The sequence below is a fragment of the Streptomyces sp. NPDC018026 genome (genome assembly GCF_044327745.1).
In the GTDB taxonomy this organism is placed as follows: domain Bacteria; phylum Actinomycetota; class Actinomycetes; order Streptomycetales; family Streptomycetaceae; genus Streptomyces; species Streptomyces rubrogriseus.
In genome coordinates, this window is record NZ_JBIRFY010000001.1 from 776511 (window position 1) to 801059 (window position 24549).

Below are 24549 nucleotides of genomic sequence, written 5' to 3' on the forward strand. Positions count from 1 at the left end.
AGCGGCGCCGTCAGCCGGCGGCGTCGCTGATCCCCAGCCGCAGGTGCTCTACGTGGTACACGGCCTGGTCGAGCAGCCCGGCGACATGGTCGTCGTGCAGGGCGTACACCACCGAACGGCCCTTGCGCTCGCCGACCACCAGACCGAGGTTGCGCAGCAGCCGCAGCTGGTGCGAGCAGGCCGACTGCTCCATGCCGACCTCCGCCGCCAACTCGGTGGCGGGCAGCGGCCCTTCGCGCAGCCGGGCCAGGATCAGCAGCCGGGACGGGGTGGACAGGGCCTGGAGGGTCGTGGCGACCTTCGCGACGTTCTCCGCGTCCAGGCGCACCCGCTCGGCGGCGTCCTGCGCGGTGGTGGCGGCTCCGTGACCCATGCGGTCATCTTACGCATCCACCGAAGGACTCCCGGGGGCACATGAACGGATGAACGAATGAATGAGTCTTCATATGTTCCTGTATGGTGTGCCGCGTGTCCACCACCCTCGCCCCCGCTCCGCGGACCGCGCCCGCCGCCGCGGCACCGCCCCGCCGCCGCACCCGCGTCCTCGCCCTGCCCGAGGCCCGCTGGGCGCTCCTCTCCCTCGTCGCCTTCCTCGCGGCCCTGCCCCTCGACCTCGGCTCCGCCCCCGCCTGGACGTACGGCCCGCTGTACGCGGTCGCCTACGCCGCCGGCGGCTGGGAGCCCGCGCTCGAAGGGCTGCGGGCGCTGCGCGAGAAGACCCTGGACGTCGACCTGCTGATGATCGTCGCGGCGCTCGGCGCGGCCGCCATCGGGCAGGTCCTCGACGGCGCCCTGCTGATCGTCATCTTCGCCACCTCCGGCGCCCTGGAGGCCCTGGCCACCGCCCGCACCGCCGACTCCGTGCGCGGCCTGCTCGACCTCGCGCCCACCACCGCGACCCGCCTGCGAGAGGGCGGTGAGGAGACCGTCCCGGCCGCCGACCTCGCCGTCGGCGATCTCGTCCTGGTCCGGCCGGGAGAGCGCATCGGCGCCGACGGCACGGTCGTCGAGGGCACCGGGGAGGTCGACCAGGCCACCATCACCGGCGAGTCCCTGCCCGCCCTCAAGCGCCCCGGCGACGACGTCTTCGCCGGCACCCTCAACGGCACCGGCGCGCTGCGCGTCCGGGTCGGGCGCGACCCGGCCGACTCGGTCATCGCCCGGATCGTCACCCTGGTCGAGGAGGCGTCCCGCACCAAGGCGCCGACCCAGCTGTTCATCGAGAAGATCGAGCAGCGCTACTCGGTCGGCGTGGTCGTCGCCACGCTCGCGGTCTTCGGCATCCCGCTCGCCTTCGGCGCCGACCTCACGGCCGCCCTGCTGCGCGCCATGACCTTCATGATCGTCGCCTCGCCGTGCGCGGTCGTCCTGGCGACCATGCCACCGCTGCTCTCGGCCATCGCCAACGCCGGCCGGCACGGCGTCCTGGTCAAGTCGGCGGTCGCCATGGAGCGCCTCGGCGAGATCGACACCGCCGCCCTCGACAAGACCGGCACCCTCACCGAGGGCACCCCCGAGGTGACCGCCGTACGCCCCCTCGCCGGCTCCGGCCTCGACGAGGACGCCCTCCTCGCCCTCGCCGCCGCGGCCGAGCACCCCAGCGAACACCCGCTGGCCCGCGCGATCGTGGCCGCCGCCCGCGACCGGGGACTGCGCATCGCGCCCGCCGACGACTTCACGGCGGCTCCCGGCCGCGGCGTGACGGCCGTGATCGACGGCCGCACGGTGCACGTCGGCCGCGCCGATCCCACCGATCCCACCGATCCCACCGAGGGCGCCGCGGGCGCCGAGACCACCGTCCGCGTCACCCGCGACGGCGCCCTCCTCGGCACCCTCGCCCTCACCGACCGCCTCCGCGCCGACGCAGCCCGAGCCACCACCCGGCTCACCGCCCTCACCGGCACCGCCCCCACCCTGCTCACCGGCGACCACGCGGCCGCCGCCGCCCGCGTGGCCGACGCGACCGGCATCACCGACGTCCGCGCCGGACTGCTGCCCGAGGGCAAGGTCGAGGCCGTACGGGAACAGGAGCGGGCCGGGCGCAAGGTGCTCTTCGTCGGCGACGGCGTCAACGACGCCCCCGCGCTGGCCGCCGCACACGCCGGCGTCGCCATGGGCGGGGCCGGCTCCGACCTCGCTCTGGAGACCGCCGACGCGATCGTCGTACGCGACGAGCTGACGGCCGTACCCGCCGTCGTACGGCTCTCCCGGCACGCCCGCCGGCTGGTCGTCCAGAACCTGGCCGTGGCCGGGGTCTTCATCACCGTCCTCGTCCTGTGGGACCTCGTCGGCCACCTCCCGCTGCCGCTCGGCGTCGCGGGCCACGAGGGCTCGACCGTGCTGGTCGGACTGAACGGCCTGCGACTGCTGCGCGAGTCGGCCTGGCGCCCGGAGTGATCCGCCAGGCCCCAGCACGCGGCACCTCCATGTCGGATTCCCGCCAGCCCCCGCCCGGCCGGTGCACCATCCTGGACATATGCAGACGGGAATGCACACCGACACCGAGCGCTGCGTGCGCGCCGTCCGGTCGAAGGACGCGCGGTTCGACGGCTGGTTCTTCACGGCCGTCCTGACCACCCGCATCTACTGCCGGCCCAGCTGCCCGGTGGTGCCGCCCAAGCCCGAGAACATGACCTTCTACCCGAGTGCGGCGGCCTGCCAGCAGGCCGGGTTCCGGGCGTGCAAGCGCTGCCGCCCGGACACCAGCCCCGGCTCGCCCGAGTGGAACCTGCGCGCCGACCTCACGGCCCGCGCCATGCGCCTGATCGCCGACGGCGTCGTCGACCGCGAGGGCGTACCCGGCCTCGCCGCCCGCCTCGGCTACAGCACCCGCCAGGTCGAACGCCAGCTGCTGGCCGAACTGGGCGCAGGACCCCTCGCCCTCGCCCGCGCACAGCGCGCCCAGACCGCACGGCTGCTGATCGAGACCACCCCGCTGCCGATGGCGGACATCGCCTTCGCGGCCGGTTTCTCCTCCATCCGCACCTTCAACGACACGGTCCGCGAGGTCTACGCCCTCTCCCCGAGCGAACTGCGCACCCGCGCCCCCAGGAACCGCCCCGCCGCCACCGCGCCCGGCGCCCTGTCCCTCCGCCTCCCCTTCCGCACCCCCCTCAACCCCGACAACCTCTTCGGCCACCTCGCCGCCACCGCCGTACCCGGCGTGGAGGAGTGGAAGGACGGCGCGTACCGGCGCACCCTGCGCCTCCCGTACGGTCACGGCATCGTGGCCCTCACCCCGAACCCCGACCACATCGCCTGCCGCCTCACCCTCAGCGACCTGCGCGACCTGACCGTCGCCATCAGCCGCTGCCGGCGCCTGCTCGACCTGGACGCCGACCCGACGGCGATCGACGACCAGCTGCGCGCCGACCCGCTGCTCGCGCCGCTCGTCGACAAGGCCCCCGGCCGGCGCGTCCCCCGCACCGTGGACGAGGCGGAGTTCGCGGTACGGGCCGTGCTCGGCCAGCAGGTCTCCACCGCCGCCGCCCGCACCCACGCCGCCCGCCTGGTCACCGCGCACGGCGATCCGGTGGACGACCCCGAGGGGGGCCTCACCCACCTCTTCCCGTCGACCGGGGCGCTGGCGGCGGTGGACCCGGAGACCCTGGCGATGCCCAGGACCCGCCGCACCACCTTCACCACCCTGGTCGCCCACCTGGCCGACGGCTCCGTCAACCCGGGCGTGGAGAGCGACTGGGCCGAGACCCGCGCCCGGCTCCTGGCCCTCCCCGGCTTCGGCCCCTGGACCGCCGACGTCATCGCCATGCGCGCCCTCGGCGACCCCGACGCCTTCCTCCCCACCGACCTCGGCATCCGCCGCGCCGCCGCCGAACTGGGCCTGCCCTCCACCCCGGCCGCGCTCACCGCCCGCGCGGCGGCCTGGCGGCCCTGGCGCGCGTACGCCGTGCAGTACCTGTGGGCGACCGACGACCACCCGATCAACTTCCTGCCCGTATGAGACCGTCGAGCCCGCTCGAGGAGCCGGAGCGAAACCCGTGAAACAGCACACCGTGATCGACAGCCCCTACGGCGCACTCACCCTGGTCGCCGAGGACGGCGCCCTGTGCGGCCTCTACATGACCGACCAGCGCCACCGCCCGGCGGAGGAGACCTTCGGCGCCCGCGACGAGCGCCCCTTCGCCGAGACCGAGGAGCAGCTGGAGGCCTACTTCACCGGCGAACTGAAGGACTTCACCCTCGGCCTGCGGCTGAACGGCACCCCGTTCCAGCGCACGGTCTGGGCACAGCTCCAGAAGATCCCGTACGGCGAGACCCGCACCTACGGCGAACTCGCCGCCGCCCTCGGCAACCCGGCCGCCTCCCGCGCCGTGGGCCTCGCCAACGGCCGCAACCCGATCGGCATCATCGTCCCCTGCCACCGCGTCATCGGCGCGAGCGGCGGCCTCACCGGCTACGGCGGCGGTCTGGAGCGCAAGCAGCGGCTGCTGGACTTCGAGCGGGGGACGGCGGGACCGGAAGCCCTGTTCTAGCCGCGCGGCGCCCGGGCGAAAACGCGTTGCCCGGGCGCCGCGGGGCCCGTTACGCTCACCGGACTCTGAAGACCACGCTCTCCCGAACGATGCCGCAGATGGGGAGCAGGCCCGCGCACGGCAGCCCGGAGCCACGGAGGGGCGGCGCCACCGTATTGGCATGCCCTCCGGAGGACCGCACCCATGCATTCCACGCACCGCCCGCACATCGGCCTCGGCCTGCCCGTCGACGACCCCGCCCTGCTGCCGGCCTGGGCCCGGCGCGCCGACGCGCTCCCCTTCAGCACGCTCGGTCTGCTGGACCGGCTCGTCTACGACAACCCCGAACCCCTGATCACCCTCGCGACCCTCGCGGGCGCCACCTCCCGCATCCGCCTGCAGACCGAGGTGCTGATCGCCCCGGTCCACAACACCGCGCTGCTCGCCAAGCAGACCGCCACCCTCGACCGGCTGTCGGACGGCCGCTTCACGCTCGGCATCGGAGTCGGCGGGCGCGCCGACGACTGCCTCGCGGCCGGCATCGACCCGCACCGCCGGGGCCGCCGCCTCGACGAGCAGATGGCCCTCCTGCGCCGCACCTGGGCCGGCGAACCCTACGGCCGCGGCGTCGGCCCCGTCGGTCCCCGCCCCGCCACGCCCGGCGGACCGGAGGTGCTGTTCGGCGGCTTCGCCCCGGCCGCCCTGGAACGGGTCGGCCGGTTCGGCGACGGGTTCCTCGGCGCCGCGCTGCCCGCCGCGCACATGAACGGCCTGTTCCGCCAGGCCGAGGCCATCTGGCACAAGTACGACCGTCCGGGCCGGCCGCGCCTGGTCGCCCAGGCGAGCGTCGCCCTCGGCCCCGACGACACGGTGCGGCGGGCCCGGAGCAACCTCCGCGACTACTACGCCTTCACCGGGCGCGCCGAGTACATGACCAAGGGCCTGCTCACCACCGCGGGGGAGATCCGCGCCGCCGTCGACGCCTTCCGGGACATCGGCGCCGACGAGGTCGTGCTCTACTGCTGGTCCTCCGACCCGGACCAGGTCGACCGCCTCGCCGACACCGTGTTCTGACGGGGCTCCGGCTCCCGGTCCCGCCGCCGCGGCTCAGCCCAGCCCGCGCAGCAGCTCGGGCAGGGCCGAGCCGATCGGCTCCCGGACCACCTCGTCGGCCAGCTCGTCGTACGGCGTCGGTTCGGCGTTCACGACGACCAGCCGGGCCCCGTGCTCGACGGCGAGGCCGGCCAGCCCGGCGGCGGGCTCCACCCGGAGACTGGTGCCGACCGCGACGAACACCTGGCACGCCTGGCTGATGGCGGCCGCCTCGCTCAGCACCACCGGGTCGAGGCGCTCGCCGAACATCACGGTCGCCGACTTCAGAATGCCGCCGCACTCCAGACAGGGCGGGTCGGCCTCACCGGCCTCGATCCGGGCCAGCGCGTCCGCCATCTGCCCCCGGGCCCCGCAGCCGGTGCACACGTAGGCGCGCGCGGTGCCGTGCAGTTCGAGGACCTTGCGGGCGGAGACCCCGGCGAGCTGGTGCAGACCGTCCACGTTCTGCGTGAGCACGCGGACCGGTACCCCGCGCCGCTCCAGGTCGGCCACCGCGCGGTGCGCCGCGTTCGGCTGGGCGTGCAGCGCGGCGCTGTCGCGCCGCATCAGCCAGGAGCGCCGCCTGATCTCCGGATCGCCCATGTAGTACTCGTAGGTGACGAGCTTCTCGGCCTCCGGGTCGCGCCGCCACAGACCGTTCGGACCGCGGTAGTCGGGAATGCCGGAGTCGGTGGAGACGCCGGCACCGCTGAGGATGGCGACGAGGGGCTTGCCGGTCATGCGGTCGAGGGTAGGACGCCGGGATGCGGTCGGCGAACGGTTATCGGTCGACCCGTAGGCCGTCGACCAGCTCGGCCGTGCCGGAGCCGTCCGCCAGTACGTCCAGCGCGGCCAGCACCCGGCCGTGCAGGGAACCGAGCAGGTGGTCGCCGAGTTCCTCGCGCGGCACCAGCCGCCAGGACAGCAGCTCCTCCTCCTGCAGCCGGATCGCCTTGAGGTCGTCCTCCGACAGGACCCCGCCGTCGTACAGGTACGCGACGATCGGCGGCCTGCCCGGCCCGTGCACCCAGTCCACCGTGAGCAGGCGTCCGATCCGCACGTCGAGCCCGATCTCCTCCAGGGTCTCTCGCCACGCGCCCTGCCGCGGGGTCTCCCCGTCGTCGGACTCGATCGTCCCGCCGGGCAGCGCCCACCCCTCGCGGTAGTTGGGCTCGACGAGCAGTACGCGTCCCGCGGCGTCCCGGAAGACCGCGGCGGCACCGGCCAGGACGCGGGGCAGTCCGGCGATGTAGGTGGCGTAGTCAGCAGTGGTCATCCCGGAAGGTTAGCGAGCGGCCCGGCCGCGGGCCCGGCGCCCTCCCGGAGCGGGTGCCCGGCAGGTTCCACGGTGTGGGCAGGGCATGACGGCGCGGGCGTCCTCCGGTTAGGGTCGCAGCGGCGCGACTGCCTTGACGTGCGCAAGGCTCGGAGAGCAAGGGGAGAGCAAGGTGGCTGACGCTGCTGTGGACGGGACCCGCCGGGTACTCGTCGCCGCGGACAAGTTCAAGGGCTCGCTGACGGCCGTCGAGGTCGCCGAGCGCGTCACGGCCGGACTGCGCCGCGTCGTGCCGGACGTCCTGGTCGAGGCGCTGCCCGTCGCCGACGGCGGCGACGGCACGGTGGCCGCCGCGGTCGCGGCCGGGTTCGAACGCCGGGAGGTACGGGTCGCCGGTCCCCTCGGCGACCGGGTGACGGCGGCGTACGCGCTGCGCGAGGACACCGCCGTGGTGGAGATGGCCGAGGCCAGCGGCCTCCAGCGGCTCCCGGAAGGCGTCCTCGCGCCGCTGACGTCGTCCACGTACGGCTCGGGCGAGCTGCTGCGGGCCGCGCTGGACGCGGGCGCGCGGACGATCGTGTTCGGGGTCGGCGGCAGCGCCACCACGGACGGCGGCGCCGGGATGCTGGCCGCGCTGGGCGCACGGTTCCTCGGCGCGGACGGGGAGCCCGTCGCGCCGGGCGGGGGCGGCCTCGCGGGACTGGTCTCGGCCGACCTGTCCGGTCTCGACCCGCGCCTGTCCGACGTGCGGCTGGTGCTCGCCAGCGACGTCGACAATCCGCTGACCGGGCCGAAGGGCGCCCCGGCGGTCTACGGGCCGCAGAAGGGTGCCTCGCCGGACGACGTGACGGCCCTGGACGCGGCCCTCGCGCACTTCGCGCAGGTGCTGGAGCGGACGGAGGGCGTGGGCGCGCGTGCCGCCGAGTACGCCGCGTCGCCGGGCGCGGGTGCGGCGGGCGGCATCGGCTTCGGCGCGATGCTGCTGGGCGCGCGGTTCCGGCCCGGCATCGAGGTGATGCTGGACGTGCTGGGCTTCGCGCCGGCGCTGGAGCGGGCGGAGCTGGTGATCACCGGGGAGGGCTCGCTGGACGAGCAGACCCTGCACGGGAAGGCACCGGCGGGCGTCGCGGCGGCGGCTCGGGCCGCGGGCAAGGAGGTCGTCGCGGTGTGCGGGCGCCTCGCGCTGCCGGCGGAGGCGCTGGGGCGGGCCGGGATCCGGCGGGCGTATCCGCTGACGGATGTCGAGCCGGACGTCGCGAAATGCATCGCGGATGCCGGGCCCATCCTGGAGCGGGTGGCCGAGTCCATCGCGCGGGACTTCGTCGCGTAGGGAGTCTCGCCCCCGCCGCCCCTTCCCATTCCCGACCCTGGGGGCTGCCGCCCCCAGACCCCCGCTCACGGCCCTGAACGGGCCTCGTCCTCAAACGCCGGACGGGCTGGGAGGCTCACCTCTCTCCCCACCGAGTCGGGTGGTGGGTGGGCATAGGCCCGGGGGTCTGGGGGCGGAGCCCCCAGGGACGCCGACGCCGACGCCGGGCGCCCGAAAAGCGAAGGGCCCCGAACCCAACCAGGTTCGGGGCCCTCAAGACGCCGTCACGGCAATTGCGCGGCCCGCGCCTCCCGCCGATTGTCACGGAAATTGTTCACCCTGCGAGCGGTGGCGAACAGGGGGATCACCGCCCCCATCACCAACTGCAGCGCACACCCCGTCTGCAACAGCAGCTGCCCGCTCGGCGCGTCGAACGCCCAGCCGGCCAGCAGACCCATCGACAGGACGATCCAGGACAGCATCGCCACCGCGAGGCGCCCCCGCGGCTTCGGGTACTCGACCCGGCTCACCATCAGCCAGGCCGTGCCGATGATCGCCAGCAGCGTCGCCACGAAGGGCAGCTCGAGCAGCACGATCGACACCACCGTCAGCGCCCCGAACGGCGACGGCATGCCCTGGAAGGTGCCGTCCTTGACGGTGACGCAGGAGAACCGCGCGAGCCTCAGCACCACCGCCAGCAGCACCACGATCGCCCCCACCGCCGCCACCCGCTGGTAGGCGTCGTCCGCGACCATGCCGTAGACGAGGACGAAGTACGCCGGCGCGAGGCCGAAGCTGATCAGGTCGGAGAGGTTGTCCAGCTCCGCGCCCATCGGCGAGGACCGCAGCTTGCGGGCGACCAGACCGTCGAACAGGTCGAAGATCGCCGCGCACAGCATCAGGATGACCGCGGTGGCCGCGCTGTGCCGGGCCATGCCCGACTCGTCGCTGCCCATGAGGTGCGGGATCAGGATGCCGGTGGTGGTGAAGTACACCGCCATGAAGCCGCAGGTCGCGTTGCCGAGCGTGAGCGTGTCCGCTATCGACAGGCGGAGCGAGAGCGGCATCTCCTCCTCGTCGTCCACCTCGTCGGCCTCCGGCACCCATCCGGCCTGGGTCTGTGGATCAAGCACGGTCAATTCGAGTCACCCCAGCCACCGTCTTCTGCCCCACCTCGACGTCGACCTCCACACCCTCCGGCAGGTACAGGTCGACGCGGGAGCCGAAGCGGATCAGACCGACCCGCTCGCCCTGCTCGACCTTGGTGCCCTGCGGCACGTACGGGACGATACGGCGGGCCACGGCGCCGGCGATCTGGATCATCTCGATGTCGCCGAGCTCCGTGTCGAAGTGCCACACGACGCGCTCGTTGTTCTCGCTCTCCTTGTTGAAAGCGGGAACGAAGCCGCCCGGCACGTGCTCGACCGACGTCACCGTGCCCGACAGCGGGGCGCGGTTGACGTGGACGTTGAGCGGGCTCATGAAGATCGCGACGCGGGTGCGGCCGTCCTTCCACGGCATGATGCTCTGCACCACACCGTCGGCGGGCGAGATGACCCGGCCCTGGGTGATCTCGCGCTCGGGGTCGCGGAAGAACCACAGCATCCCCGCCGCGAGCGCGGTGGCGGGGACGGCGACGGCCTTGGCAGCGCCGGAGCGGCGGGCCCGCAGGAGGCTGACGGCTGCGGTGGCGACGGTCGGCAGAAGCCACGGCGAGGCTCCGCGCGCGAGGCGTACGCCGGCGAGGCTGTCGCGAGGTGCAGAGGTTTGGCTGTGGGGCATGGATGACCTTCGTAGCGGATGATGCCGCGCTATGACGGGGGACGGCGGCTTTCCGGCGATCGTAGCGGCTCCGCGCCGCAACTGGGTAAGCCAGGAAGCTGAGTCGGCGGCCGAACACTGCCTACGGGGTGTGACCTTCTTCTCCAAGAAAACACCCCGTATCCGGACATCTAACCCTGGAATCGATACTCTTCGAGCAGTCGGCGGCCGATGATCATTTTCTGGATCTCGGCGGTGCCTTCACCGATGAGCAGCATCGGCGCCTCGCGGTAGAGGCGCTCGATCTCGTACTCCTTGGAGAAGCCGTACCCGCCGTGGATCCGGAAGGCGTCCTCCACGACCTCCTTGCAGTACTCGGAGGCGAGGTACTTGGCCATCCCCGCTTCCAGGTCGTTTCGTTCGCCCGAGTCCTTTTTGCGCGCAGCGTTCACCATCATCGCATGCGCCGCCTCCACCTTGGTAGCCATCTCCGCGAGCTTGAACTGGATGGCCTGGTGCTGGGCGATCTGCTTGCCGAAAGTGTGACGCTGCTGGGCGTACCGGACACCGAGTTCGAAGGCACGCTGAGCGACGCCGCAGCCACGGGCCGCCACGTTGACGCGGCCGACCTCGACGCCGTCCATCATTTGGTAAAAACCTCGGCCGGTGACGCCGCCGAGCACCCGATTGGCCGGAATGCGCAGGCCGTCCATGATGAGCTCGGTGGTGTCGACACCCTTGTAGCCCATCTTGTCGATCTTCCCGGGGATGGTCAGGCCAGGGCGGACCTCGCCGAAGCCGGGCTCCTTCTCCACCAGGAAGGTCGTCATCGACTTGTGCGGCGCCGTCCCCTCGGGGTGACCCTCCTCACTCCGGACCAGAACGGCCACCAGCGACGACGTGCCGCCGTTCGTCAGCCACATCTTCTGGCCGTTCAGCACGTACTCCTCGCCGTCCCGTACGGCCTTCGAGGAGATCGCCGAGACGTCGGAGCCCAGCGCCGGCTCGGACATCGAGAAGGCACCCCGGATGTCGCCCGCGGCCATGCGGGGCAGGAAGTGGTCCTTCTGCTCCTGCGTGCCGTGCTGCTTGAGCATGTACGCCACGATGAAGTGCGTGTTGACGATGCCGGACACCGACATCCAGCCGCGGGCGATCTCCTCCACGCACAGGGCGTAGGTCAGGAGCGACTCGCCCAGGCCCCCGTACTCCTCCGGAATCATCAGCCCGAACAGGCCGAGTTCCTTCAGCCCGTCCACGATGTCCTGCGGGTACTCGTCCCGGTGCTCCAGCTCGGTGGCGACCGGGATGATCTCCTTGTCCACGAAGTCCCGGACAGTGGAGAGGATCTCCCGCTGGACGTCCGTGAGGCCGTGGGTCTGGGCGAGGCGGCTCATCTCTACTTCCCCTGTTCCTTCAGCTCGGGCCGGCCGGGCTGCTCGCCGCCGCGCTCCTTGATGTACGTCTCGGTCGGCACCATCACCTTGCGGCGGAAGACGCAGACCAGGGTGCCGTCCTGCTTGTAGCCCTTGGTCTCGACGTGGACGATGCCGCGGTCGTTCTTCGACTTCGACGGCCACTTGTCGAGCACCGTCGTCTGGCCGTACAGCGTGTCGCCGTGGAAGGTCGGCGCCACGTGCTTGAGCGACTCGATCTCCAGGTTGGCGATCGCCTTGCCGCTGATGTCCGGGACGGACATGCCGAGCAGGAGCGAGTAGATGTAGTTGCCGACCACCACGTTCTTGCCGAAGTCCGTCGTCTTCTCGGCGTAGTTGGCGTCCATGTGGAGCGGGTGGTGGTTCATGGTGAGGAGACAGAACAGGTGGTCGTCGTACTCCGTGACCGTCTTCCCCGGCCAGTGCTTGTAGGTCGCCCCGACCTCGAACTCCTCGTAGGTGCGTCCGAACTGCATCGCCCTCAGCCCTCCGGGATCTCGAACTTGGACGTGCGCCGCATACCGGCCGCGCGCCCCTTGCCGGAGACGACCAGCGCCATCTTGCGGCTGGCCTCGTCGATCATCTCGTCGCCGAGCATCGCCGAGCCCTTCTTGCCGCCCGCCTCGGACGTGTAGTAGTCGTACGCGTCCAGGATCAGCTCGGCGTGGTCGTAGTCCTCCTGGGAGGGCGAGAAGATCTCGTTGGACGCCTCGACCTGGCCGGGGTGCAGCACCCACTTGCCGTCGAAGCCGAGGGCGGCGGCGCGCTGCGCGACCTCGCGGTAGCCGTCGACGTTGCGGATCTGCAGGTAGGGGCCGTCGATCGCCTGGAGGTTGTTGGCGCGGGCGGCCATCAGGATCTTCATCAGGATGTAGTGGTAGGCGTCCGCCGGGTAGCCGGGCGGCTGCTCGCCCACGACCAGGGACTTCATGTTGATGGACGCCATGAAGTCGGCCGGGCCGAAGATGATGGTCTCCACGCGCGGGCTGGCCTGGGCGATCTCGTTGACGTTGTTCAGGCCCTGCGCGTTCTCGATCTGCGCCTCGATGCCGATCCGGCCGACCTCGAAGCCCATCGTCTTCTCGATCTGGGTGAGGAGGAGGTCGAGCGCGACGACCTGCTGGGCGTCCTGGACCTTCGGCAGCATGATGCAGTCCAGGTTGGGGCCCGCGCCCTCCACCACCGTCACGACGTCGCGGTACGTCCACTCGGTCGTCCAGTCGTTGACGCGCACGACGCGGGTCTTGCCGGTCCAGTCGCCCTCGTTGAGGAACTTGACGATCGTGTGCCGCGCCTCGGGCTTGGCGAGCGGCGCGCAGGCGTCCTCCAGGTCGAGGAAGACCTGGTCGGCGGGGAGGCCCTGGGCCTTCTCCAGGAAGCGCGGGTTCGAGCCCGGGACCGCCAGGCAGGAACGCCGGGGGCGGAGACGGTTGACCGTGGTCATGCGGGGACCTCCAGGGGGTCGAGCTTGTTCGCGTACCGGATCTCGTCGACGATCCGGCCGATGATGCCGGTGATGTCGAAGTCCTTCGGGGTGAAGACCGCGGCCACTCCCGCGGCCCGCAGTTCCTCGGCGTCACCGTTCGGGATGATGCCACCGGCGATCACCGGGATGTCTGTGGCACCGGCCACACGGAGCCGTTCGAGTACGTCCGGCACCAGTTGGGCGTGCGAGCCGGACAGGATGGACAGGCCCACCGCGTGCACGTCCTCCGCGAGGGCGGCGTCCACGATCTGCTCGGGGGTGAGCCGGATGCCCTGGTAGACCACCTCGAACCCGGCGTCGCGGGCCCGCACGGCGATCTGCTCGGCGCCGTTGGAGTGGCCGTCCAGGCCGGGCTTGCCGACCAGGAAGCGGAGCTTGCCGACCTCCATCTCCTTGGCCGTCAGCTCCACCTTGCGGCGCACCTCGGAGAGGGCCGAACCCTCCTCGGCGGTGACCGCGACCGGCGCCGAGGACACGCCGGTCGGGGCGCGGAACTCGCCGAAGACCTCGCGCAGCGCCCCGGCCCACTCGCCGGTCGTGGCGCCGGCCCGGGCGCACTCCAGGGTGGCCTCCATGAGGTTGCCGGTGCCGCGCGCGGCCTCCTTCAGCTTCTCCAGCGCCTTGCAGGGTCGCGGGTGGTTGAAGGGCGGCTGGTACCGCGTGTCGCGCCAGTTCCGCAGCGAGGCGACGACGCGGGCCTCCACCGCCGGGTCGACCGTCTGGATCGCGGTGTCCAGGTCCGCGGTCAGCGGGTTGGGCTCGGTGCCCTCGAAGGCGTTGACACCGATGATCTTCTCCTCGCCGGACTCGATCCGGGCCCGGCGCTCGGCGTGCGAGGCGACCAGCTGCGACTTGAGGTAGCCGGACTCCACGGCGGCCATCGCGCCGCCCATCTCCTGGATGCGGCCGATCTCCGCGAATGCCGACTCGACCAGCTCGTCGACCTTCGCCTCGACCACCTTCGAACCCTCGAAGAGGTCCTCGTACTCCAGCAGGTCGCTCTCGTGCGCCAGCACCTGCTGGATGCGCAGCGACCACTGCTGGTCCCAGGGGCGGGGCAGGCCCAGCGCCTCGTTCCAGGCGGGCAACTGCACGGCACGCGCGCGTGCGTCCTTGGAGAGGGTGACCGCCAGCATCTCAAGGACGATCCGCTGGACGTTGTTCTCCGGCTGCGCCTCGGTCAGGCCCAGGGAGTTGACCTGGACGCCGTAGCGGAAGCGGCGGTGCTTGGGGTCCTCGATGCCGTAGCGCTCGCGGGTGACGCGGTCCCAGATGCGGCCGAAGGCGCGCATCTTGCACATCTCCTCGACGAAGCGGACGCCCGCGTTCACGAAGAAGGAGATGCGGCCGACCACGTCGCCCATGCGCTCCTGCGGCACCTGACCGCTGTCCCGCACCGCGTCGAGCACGGCGATCGCGGTGGACATCGCGTACGCGATCTCCTGCACCGGCGTGGCGCCCGCCTCCTGCAGGTGGTAGCTGCAGATGTTGATCGGGTTCCACTTGGGCAGGTGGGAGACCGTGTACGCGATCATGTCGGTGGTCAGGCGGAGCGACGGCCCCGGCGGGAAGACGTGCGTGCCCCGGGACAGGTACTCCTTGACGATGTCGTTCTGGGTCGTGCCCTGGAGCTTGGTGATGTCCGCGCCCTGCTCCTCGGCGACGACCTGGTAGAGCGCCAGCAGCCACATGGCCGTGGCGTTGATGGTCATCGAGGTGTTCATCTGCTCCAGGGGGATGTCCTGGAACAGCCGGCGCATGTCACCGAGGTGCGCGACCGGCACGCCGACCCGGCCGACCTCACCGCGGGCGAGGACGTGGTCGGAGTCGTAGCCGGTCTGGGTCGGCAGGTCGAAGGCGACCGACAGACCCGTCTGCCCCTTGGCGAGGTTGCGCCGGTACAGCTCGTTGGACGCCTCGGCCGTGGAGTGCCCGGCGTAGGTGCGCATGAGCCACGGCCGGTCCTTCTGGCGCTCAGTCATGTATGGACTCCGTCGCCCTCAGATGTTCCGGAAGCGGTTGATGGCGTCGAGGTGCTGGGCGCGCTTCTCCCGGTCGCGCACGCCCAGGCCCTCCTCGGGTGCCAGGCAGAGCACGCCGACCTTGCCCTGGTGGAGGTTGCGGTGGACGTCGTACGCCGCCTGGCCGGTGTCCTCCATCGAGTACACCTTGGAGAGCGTGGGGTGGATCCTGCCCTTGGCGATGAGGCGGTTGGCCTCCCACGCCTCGCGGTAGTTGGCGAAGTGGGAGCCGATGATGCGCTTCAGGGACATCCACAGGTAGCGGTTGTCGTACTCGTGCATGTAGCCCGAGGTCGAGGCGCAGGTGGTGATGGTGCCGCCCTTGCGGGTGACGAAGACGGAGGCGCCGAAGGTCTCGCGGCCGGGGTGCTCGAAGACGATGTCGATGTCCTCGCCGCCGGTCAGTTCGCGGATGCGCTTGCCGAAGCGCTTCCACTCCTTGGGGTCCTGGGTGTTCTCGTCCTTCCAGAACCGGTAGCCCTCGGCGCTGCGGTCGATGATCGCGTCGGCGCCCATCGCCCGGCAGATGTCCGCCTTCTGCTCGCTGGAGACGACGCAGATCGGGTTGGCGCCGCCGGCGAGGGCGAACTGGGTGGCGTACGAGCCGAGTCCGCCGCTCGCGCCCCAGATGAGGACGTTGTCGCCCTGCTTCATGCCGGCGCCGTTGCGGGAGACCAGCTGCCGGTACGCGGTGGAGTTGACCAGGCCGGGAGCGGCGGCCTCCTCCCAGCTGAGGTGGCCGGGCTTCGGCATCAGCTGGTTGGACTTGACCAGCGCGATCTCCGCGAGGCCGCCGAAGTTGGTCTCGAAGCCCCAGATGCGCTGCTCGGGGTCGAGCATCGTGTCGTTGTGGCCGTCGGAGGACTCCAGCTCGACGGAGAGGCAGTGCGCGACGACCTCGTCGCCCGCCTGCCAGGCGTTGACGCCCGGTCCGGTGCGCAGGACGACACCGGCGAGGTCGGAGCCGATGACGTGGTACGGCAGGTCGTGGCGCTTGGCGAGGTCGCTGACCCGGCCGTAGCGCTCCAGGAACCCGAAGGTGGACAGCGGCTCGAAGATCGAGGTCCACACCGAGTTGTAGTTGACCGAGGAGGCCATGACGGCCACCAGGGCCTCGCCGGGGCCCAGCTCGGGCACCGGCACTTCGTCCAGGTGGATCGACTTGCGGGGGTCCTTGTCGCGGGTCTCGAGGCCCGCGAACATCTCGGTCTCGTCCTTGTGCACGGTGATCGCGCGGTACGACTCGGGGAGCGGCAGTGCGGCGATGTCGGCCGGCGTGGAGTCGGGCGACTGGATCGCGTCCAGGATGTCCTTCACGGTCACGGTGTTGCCTCCGGCGGTGAGCGCCCTGAGGGAGGGGCGCTGAGGGGTACGTCGGTGCTGCTGAGGTGAGGGTGTGTGCCTGTGACGCAGGCGTTCGGGCGCGCAGGGGATGAGGTGCGGGGACAGCCCGAACACCTTCAACGTATGACACCGCGTGTCACCCCGCAAGGCACTGAGTGCCAGAAACTCTTCTCAGATGAAATCTTTACGTGACAGATGAGCGATGATCGATCGAATCATCTCCCGCCGAAGGGGAAAAACGGGCGCCGACATGCAAAAACGGCCACCCGGTGGGTGGCCGTCGTCACAGCGTGGAACGGTACGGAGGGGGCGGTCAGCGCTCCTTGAGCGCCTGCTCGATGGTGCGCATGACCTCGTGCAGCGGCGCGTCGGTGCGCGCCACCGTCACGAGAACCTCGCCCCGCACGGAGGCCGAGGAGGCGGCGGGGCGGGCGGTGGAGGCCGTGCTGCGGCCCGCCCCGATGCCCGTGCCGAAGGTCTTCCGCACGATCGCGAAGGCATGGTCCAGCTCGGCCTCGACGTCGCCCTGCCCGTCGGCCCGCAGCCAGCGCCGCAGCACGTGGTTGTGCGCGGTCACCACGGCGGACGCCGCGACCTCCGCGAGCAGCGGGTCGTCGCCCGCGTCGTCGTCCGGCGCGTGCTCGTCGAAGTGGCCGAGCAGATAGCGGGTGAACAGCCGCTCGTAACGGGCCACCGACGCGATCTCCGCCTCGCGCAGGGTGGGCACCTCGCGCGTCAGCTTGTAGCGGGCCACCGAGATCTCCGGCCGGGCCGCGTACATCTTCATGACTTCCTTGATGCCGCGGCACACCGTGTCGAGCGGATGCTCGTGCGCGGGCGCCGCGTTGAGCACCGCCTCGGCCCGCACCAGGGTGTCGTCGTGGTCCGGGAAGATCGCCTCCTCCTTGGAGCGGAAGTGGCGGAAGAAGGTGCGGCGGGCGACCCCGGCCTGGGCCGCGATCTCGTCGACGGTGGTCGCCTCGTACCCCTTGGTCGCGAACAGCTCCATCGCCGCCGCCGCCAGCTCCCGGCGCATTTTGAGCCGCTGGGCGGCGGCCCGGCTGCCGGCCGCGCTCTCCGGCGCGTCGGACGTGGCTGAGGTACGTGAGGACTTGGCGGGCTGGGACATGACCCGAACGTACTGCATGCGGGCGCAATCATGCGCGTGACCGGGGATTCCCCCGCCCGCGCGGGGCGGGGGAGACCCGGCGGGATCGAGCAGTCCGCCCCAGTCCTCCTCGGACCGCGGCCGGTCGCCGGGCGGCTCAGCGGCGGGCATGCTCGCGGAAGCCGCGGCCCGTCTTGCGGCCGAGGCAGCCCGCGGCCACCAGGTGCTCCAGCAGCGGCGCCGGTGCGAGGCCCGGGTCGCGGAACTCCCGGTGCAGCACCTTCTCGATGGCGAGCGACACGTCGAGTCCGACCACGTCGAGCAGCTCGAACGGGCCCATCGGGTAACCGCCGCCCAGCTTCATCGCCGCGTCGATGTCGTCGAGGGTCGCGTAGTGCTCCTGCACCATCTTGACCGCGTTGTTGAGATACGGGAACAGCAGCGCGTTCACGATGAACCCGGCCCGGTCGCCGCAGTCCACGGCGTGCTTGCGCACCTTGGCGCAGACCTCGTGCACGGTGGCGTGCACGTCGTCGGCGGTCAGCACGGTGCGGACCACCTCGACCAGCTTCATCGCCGGGGCCGGGTTGAAGAAGTGCATCCCGATCACGTCCTGCGGGCGCGAGGTGGCGCGGGCGCAGGCGACGACCGGCAGCGAGGACGTGGTGGTGGCCAGCACCGCGCCGGGCTTGCAGACCTTGTCCAGCGTGCCGAAGAGCTGCCGCTTGACCTCCAGGTCCTCGGCGACGGCCTCCACGGCCAGGTCGACGTCGGCGAAGTCGTCGTACGTGCCGGTCGCAGTGATCAGCTCCAGGGTCCGCGCGGCCGCCTCGGCGCTCATGCGCCCCTTGTCGACCGACCGGGCCAGGGACTTCCCGATCCGGGCCTTGGCCCCCTGCGCCTTCTCCGCGCTGCGGGCGGCCAGCACCACCTCGTACCCGGCCTTGGCGAACACCTCGGCGATGCCGGACGCCATGGTGCCCGAGCCCGCCACGCCCACCGCGCGGACCGGCCGCCCGGCGACCGGGGCGCCGTCCCCGGCAGGGGGCAGCGCGTCCGGCACGACGACCGCGCTGCCGGGCGCCTCGTAGGTGTAGAAGCCGCGCCCCGCCTTGCGCCCCGTCAGGCCCGCCTCGCTGAGCTGCCGCAGGATCGGGGCGGGGGCGTGCAGACGGTCCCGGGAGGCGGCGTACATGGCCTCCAGGACCGTGCGCGCGGTGTCCACGCCCACCAGGTCGAGCAGGGCCAGCGGCCCCATCGGCAGTCCGCAGCCGAGCCGCATCGCGGCGTCGATGTCCTCGCGGGAGGCGTAGTTCGCCTCGTACATCGCGGCCGCCTGGTTGAGGTAGCCGAACAGCAGCCCGTCCGCGACGAAGCCGGGCCGGTCCCCGACCGCGACCGGCTCCTTGCCCAGGTCGAGGGCGAGGTCGGTGACGGCCGTGACGGCGGCGGGCGCGGTCAGCACCGAGGAGACGACCTCGACCAGCTTCATCGCCGGCGCCGGGTTGAAGAAGTGCAGGCCGAGCACCCGCTCCGGGCGGGCCGAGTCGGCGGCGAGCCGCGTGACGGACAGTGCGTTGGTGCCGGTCGCCAGGATCGTCTCGGGACGCACGATCCCGTCCAGCTCCCGCAAGACCCGCTGCTTGATCTCGTACGACTCCGGAACGACCTCGATCACCAGGTCGGCGTCGGCGGCGGCCCGCAGGTCGGTGGAGGTGCGGACGCGGCCCAGGGCGTCGGCGCGCTCCTGCCCGGTCAGGCGCCCGCGCTCGACGGCACGGGCGGTGGAGGACTCCAGCGCGGCGACCGCCTTGACGGCCTGCGCCTCGCTGACGTCGATGCCGATGACCTCGCGGCCGGCTCCGGCCAGGATCTCGGCGATGCCGGTGCCCATGGTGCCGAGGCCGACGACGGCGACGGTGCGCAGCGGGGACAGAGGGGTGTCGGACAGGGGAGTGGCCATCGCGGGACTCCAGGAATGAGGGTGACGACGGAAGCACGCCCGGGTACGCCGTGGGGCGCACCGGGTGCGTGAGAAGGAGGAGAAGGAAGGGAGTGCGGGTGCTGCCGGGCCGACTCGCGCACACGCCCGGTGCCGTCCTGGAGGGCGCGCACACGCCCGCCCGGCGGCCTGTGACCGGCCCTGTCCCGAGGCCGAGTCCTGATGCGGTACCCGAGGTACCGGACCGACTGCCCTCCCGGTGGTTGCGTCACCAGACCACCGTGAGGAGTTGCTGCGGGTGGGTGACCCGCTCGTCTGAGGTTAACCCGCGGGTAACGAGCGCGCCAGCCCCCGACGTTCGTGATGTACGTCCCAGACGGGGTGTGACGCCCCTAACCTCGGTGTCATGGACGAAGAGTTGCGGGCGCTCACGGAGCGCTTACGGGCCGAGGCGGCGGCGTCGGGCGTTCGGGAAGCCGCGGCCGTGTACGACCGGCTCGTGGCGACCGGGGACCAGGACGAACTGGCCGCCGTGCTCACCGAGCCCGGACACCCGCTGTGGGCCCGGGAACTGGCCGCGTTCCGGCTGGGGGTGGCGGGGGACCGGCGGGCCTTCGAGTCACTCGTACTGCTGCTCAACCACCGTGACCCGCCGCGCTGTGCCTCGGCCGCACATGCCCTGGCCCGCCTCGGCGACCCGCGCACCGCCCGGGCGGCCGCGGCCCTCGCCACCAACGAACTGCGGGTCGCCTACGCCCTGCACCCGGTGCGACTGCTGGTCGAGCTGCGGGCCCCCGAGTCGGTGCCCGCGCTGATCGCCACCCTGGAGCGGCGGCTGCGCCCGCACGACCCGTACCGGCGCGTCGCGCTCGCCTGCGTCGAGGGTCTCGGCACCCTCGGCGACGAGCGTGCCGCACCCGTCCTGAACGACGCCCTCGCCCACCCGGTACTGGCCGAGGCGGCGGTGCGGGCGCTGGCGCGCATCCCGGGGCAGCGGTGAGGCACCGGCCGGTGCCGGGCCGGTGCCGGTCTTCGTGGTGACGTCCCGTCAGCCGGTCAGCGGCCGGGCGTACCGCACCTCGGGCACCGCGACGCCGTCGACGTCGAAGGGCTCCTCGGCGCCGTCCGGCCGAAAGCCCGCCCGCTCGTAGAACCGCCGGGCGCGGGCGTTGCCCTTGAGTACCCACAGGAGCATGCGCGCGTGTCCGGCGCTCTCGCACCGGCGCACCGACTCCTGCGTCAGGGTCCGCCCGACGCCCGTGCCGAGCCGTCCGGCGTCGACGTAGAGGGCGTACAGCTCGGCGTCCGCGGTGCGCACCTCGCCGTCCCGGTAGGGACCGTGGCAGGCCCAGCCGACGACCTCGCCGCCCTCGTCCTCGGCGACCAGGTTCACCACGCCCTCTGGAGGCAGGGCGAACATGGCGCGACGCCGCTCCGCGTCGGCGGCGGGGTCCATCGCGTCGAGGTGCTGCTGCGGCATCAGGCCCCGGTAGGCGCTCTGCCAGCCACGGACGCGGATCAGGGCCACGCGGTCGCAGTCCGCGAGGACCATCTCCCGCACCCGCACGCGCGCCTGCGGGCCGCTCACGGCGCCACGACCGCGAACGCCTCGATCTCCATGAGGAACTCCGGCCGGACCAGCGCGGCCACCTGCACCGCCGACGCGGCCGGCAGCCGGTCGTCGGGTATGTGCTCGGCGCGGGCCGCGCGGATCGCGCCCATGTGGGCCATGTCCGTGACGAAGAAGGTCAGCTTCACCACGTCGTCGAAGGTCGCACCGGCCGAGGCCAGGCACCGGCGCAGGTTCTCGAACACCTGGCGGGCCTGGGCCGCGGGGTCGCCCTCGCCGACCGTCTTGCCGTCCTCGTCCAGGGCGAGCTGCCCGGAGACGGCCACGAACCGCCCGGTGCCGAGGACGACATGGGTGTACTGCGCGGCGGGCGCGACGCCCTCGGGGGCGGGGATCCTGGTCAGCTCACTCATGTGTCCATCGTGGACCACGCCACTGACAACGCGCCGACGGGGGCGGGGTGAGCGGGACGGCTAGCCGCGGAAGCCGAGCAGCGCGTGCAGGGTCGAACCGCGCGAGGACGTGGACGCGGCCTTGGACTCCAGCGGCTTCGGGTCCGGCAGCGCCGGGCACACCGCGTCCGCCTCGCCACCGTCGCCGCGCGGCACCGTTCCGTCGGTCAGGTAGGCGGCCAGGTGCTCGTCCAGGCAGTCGTTGCCGCTCAGCGTGATGCCGTGGTTCCCGCCGCCCTCCTCGACGACGAGGGCGGAGTCGCGCAGCAGCCGGTGCGCGGCGACACCGCCCTCGTACGGCGTGGCCGCGTCGCCGGTCGCCTGGAACAGCAGGACCGGGGGCAGGTCGCCGCCGGCGACGTCCACCGGCTGCCCGGACCCCGTGGGCCAGAACGCGCACGGCGCGTTGTACCAGGCGTTGTTCCACACCAGGAAAGGCGCCTTCTCGTACAGGTCCCAGCTGTCGTCGCGCCACTCGTCCCAGTCCCGGGGCCAGGCGGCGTCACGGCACTGCACCGCGGTGTAGACGCTGTAGCCGTTGTCCCCGGAGGCGTCCAGGGCGCCGAAGTTCTCGTACGCCTCGACCAGCGGGCCGGTGTCCTCGTCGTTCACGTACGCGGCGAACGCCTTGGCCAGGTAGGGCCAGTAGCCGTTGTAGTACCCGCCGGGCATGTAGGTGTCCTCCAGTTCGGAGGCGCCGACCTTCCCGCCGGCCGGCCGCTCGGCCAGCGCCGTCCGCATGGCGTACCAGGCGGCCTCGACCCGCTCCGGGTCGCTGCCCAGACCGTAGGCCGCGTCGTGCTCGGCGATCCAGGCCAGGAACGCCCGGTGGCGGTCGTTGAAGGCGAGGTCCTGGTTGAGGTTGGCGTCGTACCAGACGTCGTCCGGCCCGACGACGGAGTCCAGGACCAGCCGTCGCACCCGGTCGGGATAGAGCTTGGCGTAGACGGCGCCCAGATAGGTGCCGTACGAGTAGCCGAAGTAGTTGAGCTTCTTGGAGCCGAGCGCCGCGCGGATCGCGTCGACGTCCCGCGCCGCGTCGACCGTGTCGATGTACGGCAGCACGTCCGCGTACTTCTCGCCGCAGGCGTCGGCGAAGGACTTCGCGCGGGCGAGGTTGGCCTGCTCGACGTCCGGCGTGTCCGGCAGCGAGTCGGGGCGCACCGGGTCGAAGTGGCCCGGCAGACAGTCCAGCGCGGGGGTGCTCTTGCCCACGCCGCGCGGGTCGAAGCCGATGACGTCGTACTGGGCGGCCACCTTCGCGGGCAGCGACGACGCCACGAACCCGGCGAGCGTCAGCCCGCTGCCGCCGGGACCGCCGGGGTTCACCAGCAAGGGGCCCTGGTACGTCCTGGCGGTGTGCGGGACGCGGGACAGCGCCAGCGTGATCTGCCTCCCGCGCGGACGCGCGTGGTCGAGCGGCACCTTCAGGGACGCGCACTGGAGCGTCGGGTAGTCCTCCGTGGCGCACTTCTCCCAGTGCAGGCCCGCCGCGGGCGACGCGGGCGACGCGGGCGCGGGGTGCGTGGGCCGCGGTGCGCTCGCGTCGGCGGGGACGGCGGTGACGGTCCCGGCGGCGATGACGGCGGCGCCGCACAGCACGGCTGCGCGTTGTCTCATGGCGTTCTCCCAGGACTCCCAGGACGGCGGGGCTGCGGTCCGCGCGGGTCGCGGTCCTCGCGGGATCGTCCCGGGGAGCGCCTTCGGAAGAACGAGACCTGTCCATACTTGACCCGATTGGGTCGGAAGATGCCCTCCAATGCTCTTACTCGGCCGCTCCGGGTGGCCTCACGGTGCCGTCAGAGCCCGAGCCCGCCCGCGACCGACATCTCCCGCTTGGTGAACTCCCCGGTCAGCATCGGCATGGCCCGGCCGATCGCGTCCTTCGCCCCGGGCAGCTCCAGCGAAGCGTCGTGATGTTCCCGGGTGCGCCACACCTCGGTCACCCAGATCGTCGTCTCGTCGTCGTCGGACAGGCCCACGAGATACAGCTCGCATCCGGCGTCCCGCAGGCCGTCGGCGGCGCTCAGCAGAAGGGAGACCACCTCCTCGCGGAAGCCGGGCCGGGTCTTCATCGAATTGATGCAGCCGTAGGTCATGGAGGATCCCTTTCACTCTGGGCAGGCCGACTTCTTCGACCGGAGTGCGTACCCGGAGGCTGTCAGATGAGGGAAAGCTGTACCGGCTCCGGCTCCGGGGGCGCGGGATCGGCCGGGTGCGCGTGCTCCGGCTCCGCGATCCTCCGCGGCATCCCCGCGCGCGCGGGACCGATGCCGTACTCGCGGGCCAGGTCGTGCACCTGACGCGTGATCCGGCGCTGGTACCACTTCGGGGCGTAGGCGCCGTCCGCGTACAGCCGTTCGTAGCGGCGGACCAGGTGCGGGTGGTGCCGGCCGAGCCAGGCCATGAACCACTCGCGGGCCCCCGGACGCAGGTGCAGCACCAGGGGTGTGACCGAGGTGGCGCCGGCGGCTGCGATGGCCCGCACCGTGGCCCTGAGCTGGGCCGGTTCGTCGCCGAGGAAGGGGATGACCGGTGCCATCAGCACCCCGCAGCCGATGCCGCGATCGCCGAGGGCCCGGACGACCTCGAGCCGGCGCTCCGGGGCCGGGGTGCCCGGCTCCACGGTGCGCCACAGCTCCGCGTCGGTGAAGCCGACCGAGACCGAGATGCCCACGTCCGTCACCCGCGCCGCCCGCGTCAGCAGGTCCAGGTCGCGCAGGATCAGCGTGCCCTTGGTGAGGATCGAGAAGGGGTTCGCCCGCTCGGTGAGGGCCTCGATGATGCCCGGCATCAACCGGTAGCGGCCCTCCGCGCGCTGGTAGCAGTCGACGTTGGTGCCCATCGCGACGTGTTCGCCCTGCCAGCGGCGCGAGGCCAGCTGGCGGCGCAGCACCTCGGGCGCGTTCACCTTGACGACGATCTGGGAGTCGAAGCCGAGCCCCGTGTCGAGGTCCAGGTAGCTGTGGGTCTTGCGCGCGAAGCAGTACACGCACGCGTGCGTGCAGCCCCGGTAGGGGTTCACCGTCCACTCGAACGGCATGCGCGAGGCCCCCGGCACCCGGTTCAGGATCGAGCGGGCCCGCACCTCGTGGAAGGTGATGCCTCTGAACTCGGGCGTGTCGAACGTGCGGGTGACGACGGCGTCCGCGCCGAACAGCGCGGTGTCCGCCGCCCGGGCGTGGTCGGAGTCCGTGAGGTTCTCCCAGCGCATTGAGGCCTCCTCGGTAGCACTGCCGACACAATAGAACACTTGTTCCCTTGATCGTGCGGACGAGGC

General features: G+C 72.1%; 23 protein-coding genes. 6 read left to right on the plus strand and 17 right to left on the minus strand.

Going from position 1 to position 24549, the window contains the following annotated elements; translation table 11 throughout:
- Positions 1-10: 10 nt before the first annotated feature.
- The gene (locus ACH4D3_RS03160) at positions 11-373 is read right to left on the minus strand and encodes a metalloregulator ArsR/SmtB family transcription factor (RefSeq protein WP_345961924.1); all 363 of its coding nucleotides are present in this window, start codon (positions 371-373) and stop codon (positions 11-13) included.
- 83 nt (positions 374-456) lie between these two features.
- Between ACH4D3_RS03160 and ACH4D3_RS03165 the strand changes: the two genes are divergently transcribed.
- From ACH4D3_RS03165 to ACH4D3_RS03180, 4 genes are all read left to right on the plus strand, one after another.
- Complete coding sequence (locus ACH4D3_RS03165; protein ID WP_398315751.1) at positions 457-2397, plus strand: heavy metal translocating P-type ATPase; 1941 nt, start codon at positions 457-459, stop codon at positions 2395-2397.
- A gap of 91 nt (positions 2398-2488) precedes the next feature.
- On the plus strand, positions 2489-3961 hold the full coding sequence (locus ACH4D3_RS03170) for an AlkA N-terminal domain-containing protein (protein WP_398316624.1): 1473 nt from the start codon (positions 2489-2491) through the stop codon (positions 3959-3961).
- A gap of 37 nt (positions 3962-3998) precedes the next feature.
- Complete coding sequence (locus ACH4D3_RS03175) at positions 3999-4493, plus strand: methylated-DNA--[protein]-cysteine S-methyltransferase (protein ID WP_398315753.1); 495 nt, start codon at positions 3999-4001, stop codon at positions 4491-4493.
- Between the two features lie 183 nt (positions 4494-4676).
- Entirely contained in the window at positions 4677-5546 is an 870-nt protein-coding gene (locus tag ACH4D3_RS03180) for an LLM class flavin-dependent oxidoreductase (RefSeq protein WP_398315755.1), read from the plus strand.
- A gap of 33 nt (positions 5547-5579) precedes the next feature.
- Here the strand turns inward: ACH4D3_RS03180 and ACH4D3_RS03185 are convergent, their stop codons facing one another.
- Together ACH4D3_RS03185 and ACH4D3_RS03190 are read right to left on the minus strand one after the other, a co-directional pair.
- Positions 5580-6305 carry a Sir2 family NAD-dependent protein deacetylase gene (locus ACH4D3_RS03185; protein WP_398315757.1) on the minus strand — a complete coding sequence of 242 codons (726 nt, stop codon included), beginning with the start codon at positions 6303-6305 and terminating at the stop codon, positions 5580-5582.
- 40 nt (positions 6306-6345) lie between these two features.
- On the minus strand, positions 6346-6840 hold the full coding sequence (locus tag ACH4D3_RS03190) for an NUDIX domain-containing protein (RefSeq protein ID WP_398315759.1): 495 nt from the start codon (positions 6838-6840) through the stop codon (positions 6346-6348).
- 187 nt (positions 6841-7027) lie between these two features.
- On the opposite strand from ACH4D3_RS03190, the gene ACH4D3_RS03195 reads away from it, so the two are divergent.
- Positions 7028-8170, plus strand: coding sequence for a glycerate kinase (locus ACH4D3_RS03195; protein ID WP_398316625.1), 1143 nt, complete (start codon positions 7028-7030; stop codon positions 8168-8170).
- Positions 8171-8433: 263 nt separating this feature from the next.
- On the opposite strand, the gene pssA is transcribed toward ACH4D3_RS03195, so the two are convergent.
- The 9 genes from pssA to ACH4D3_RS03240 form a co-directional block, all read right to left on the minus strand.
- The gene (pssA, locus tag ACH4D3_RS03200; protein ID WP_031037634.1) at positions 8434-9252 is read right to left on the minus strand and encodes a CDP-diacylglycerol--serine O-phosphatidyltransferase; all 819 of its coding nucleotides are present in this window, start codon (positions 9250-9252) and stop codon (positions 8434-8436) included.
- Between the two features lie 22 nt (positions 9253-9274).
- Entirely contained in the window at positions 9275-9931 is a 657-nt protein-coding gene (locus ACH4D3_RS03205) for a phosphatidylserine decarboxylase (RefSeq protein WP_398315761.1), read from the minus strand.
- Between the two features lie 170 nt (positions 9932-10101).
- A complete protein-coding gene (locus ACH4D3_RS03210; RefSeq protein ID WP_398315763.1) occupies positions 10102-11307 on the minus strand; it encodes an acyl-CoA dehydrogenase family protein in 1206 nt (401 codons plus the stop codon).
- A 2-nt stretch (positions 11308-11309) separates the two neighbouring features.
- Positions 11310-11822 carry a MaoC family dehydratase gene (locus tag ACH4D3_RS03215; RefSeq protein WP_398315765.1) on the minus strand — a complete coding sequence of 171 codons (513 nt, stop codon included), beginning with the start codon at positions 11820-11822 and terminating at the stop codon, positions 11310-11312.
- 5 nt (positions 11823-11827) lie between these two features.
- Positions 11828-12790, minus strand: a complete 963-nt coding sequence (locus tag ACH4D3_RS03220; protein ID WP_127892804.1) for a CoA ester lyase — start codon at positions 12788-12790, stop codon at positions 11828-11830.
- Positions 12787-14814 (minus strand): protein meaA, encoded by a 2028-nt coding sequence (locus tag ACH4D3_RS03225; RefSeq protein ID WP_398315767.1) that lies wholly within the window; start codon positions 14812-14814, stop codon positions 12787-12789. The genes ACH4D3_RS03220 and ACH4D3_RS03225 overlap by 4 nt, the downstream gene beginning before the upstream one ends.
- A gap of 18 nt (positions 14815-14832) precedes the next feature.
- A complete protein-coding gene (ccrA, locus tag ACH4D3_RS03230; RefSeq protein WP_398315769.1) occupies positions 14833-16176 on the minus strand; it encodes a crotonyl-CoA carboxylase/reductase in 1344 nt (447 codons plus the stop codon).
- A gap of 334 nt (positions 16177-16510) precedes the next feature.
- On the minus strand, positions 16511-17326 hold the full coding sequence (locus ACH4D3_RS03235; protein WP_398315771.1) for a TetR family transcriptional regulator: 816 nt from the start codon (positions 17324-17326) through the stop codon (positions 16511-16513).
- Between the two features lie 136 nt (positions 17327-17462).
- Positions 17463-19268, minus strand: a complete 1806-nt coding sequence (locus tag ACH4D3_RS03240; protein WP_398315773.1) for a 3-hydroxyacyl-CoA dehydrogenase family protein — start codon at positions 19266-19268, stop codon at positions 17463-17465.
- Between the two features lie 385 nt (positions 19269-19653).
- Between ACH4D3_RS03240 and ACH4D3_RS03245 the strand changes: the two genes are divergently transcribed.
- Complete coding sequence (locus tag ACH4D3_RS03245) at positions 19654-20247, plus strand: adenylosuccinate lyase (RefSeq protein WP_398315775.1); 594 nt, start codon at positions 19654-19656, stop codon at positions 20245-20247.
- A gap of 48 nt (positions 20248-20295) precedes the next feature.
- On the opposite strand, the gene ACH4D3_RS03250 is transcribed toward ACH4D3_RS03245, so the two are convergent.
- The 5 genes from ACH4D3_RS03250 to ACH4D3_RS03270 form a co-directional block, all read right to left on the minus strand.
- Positions 20296-20835 (minus strand): GNAT family N-acetyltransferase, encoded by a 540-nt coding sequence (locus ACH4D3_RS03250; protein ID WP_398315777.1) that lies wholly within the window; start codon positions 20833-20835, stop codon positions 20296-20298.
- Entirely contained in the window at positions 20832-21230 is a 399-nt protein-coding gene (locus ACH4D3_RS03255; RefSeq protein ID WP_210916930.1) for a RidA family protein, read from the minus strand. The genes ACH4D3_RS03250 and ACH4D3_RS03255 overlap by 4 nt, the downstream gene beginning before the upstream one ends.
- A 60-nt stretch (positions 21231-21290) precedes the next feature.
- Positions 21291-22889, minus strand: coding sequence for an alpha/beta hydrolase (locus ACH4D3_RS03260; protein WP_398315780.1), 1599 nt, complete (start codon positions 22887-22889; stop codon positions 21291-21293).
- A 179-nt stretch (positions 22890-23068) separates the two neighbouring features.
- Positions 23069-23368: a putative quinol monooxygenase gene (locus tag ACH4D3_RS03265; RefSeq protein ID WP_398315782.1), complete on the minus strand. Its 300-nt coding sequence runs from the start codon at positions 23366-23368 to the stop codon at positions 23069-23071.
- Between the two features lie 62 nt (positions 23369-23430).
- Positions 23431-24483, minus strand: coding sequence for an Rv2578c family radical SAM protein (locus ACH4D3_RS03270; RefSeq protein WP_398315784.1), 1053 nt, complete (start codon positions 24481-24483; stop codon positions 23431-23433).
- Between the last annotated feature and the right edge of the window lie 66 nt (positions 24484-24549).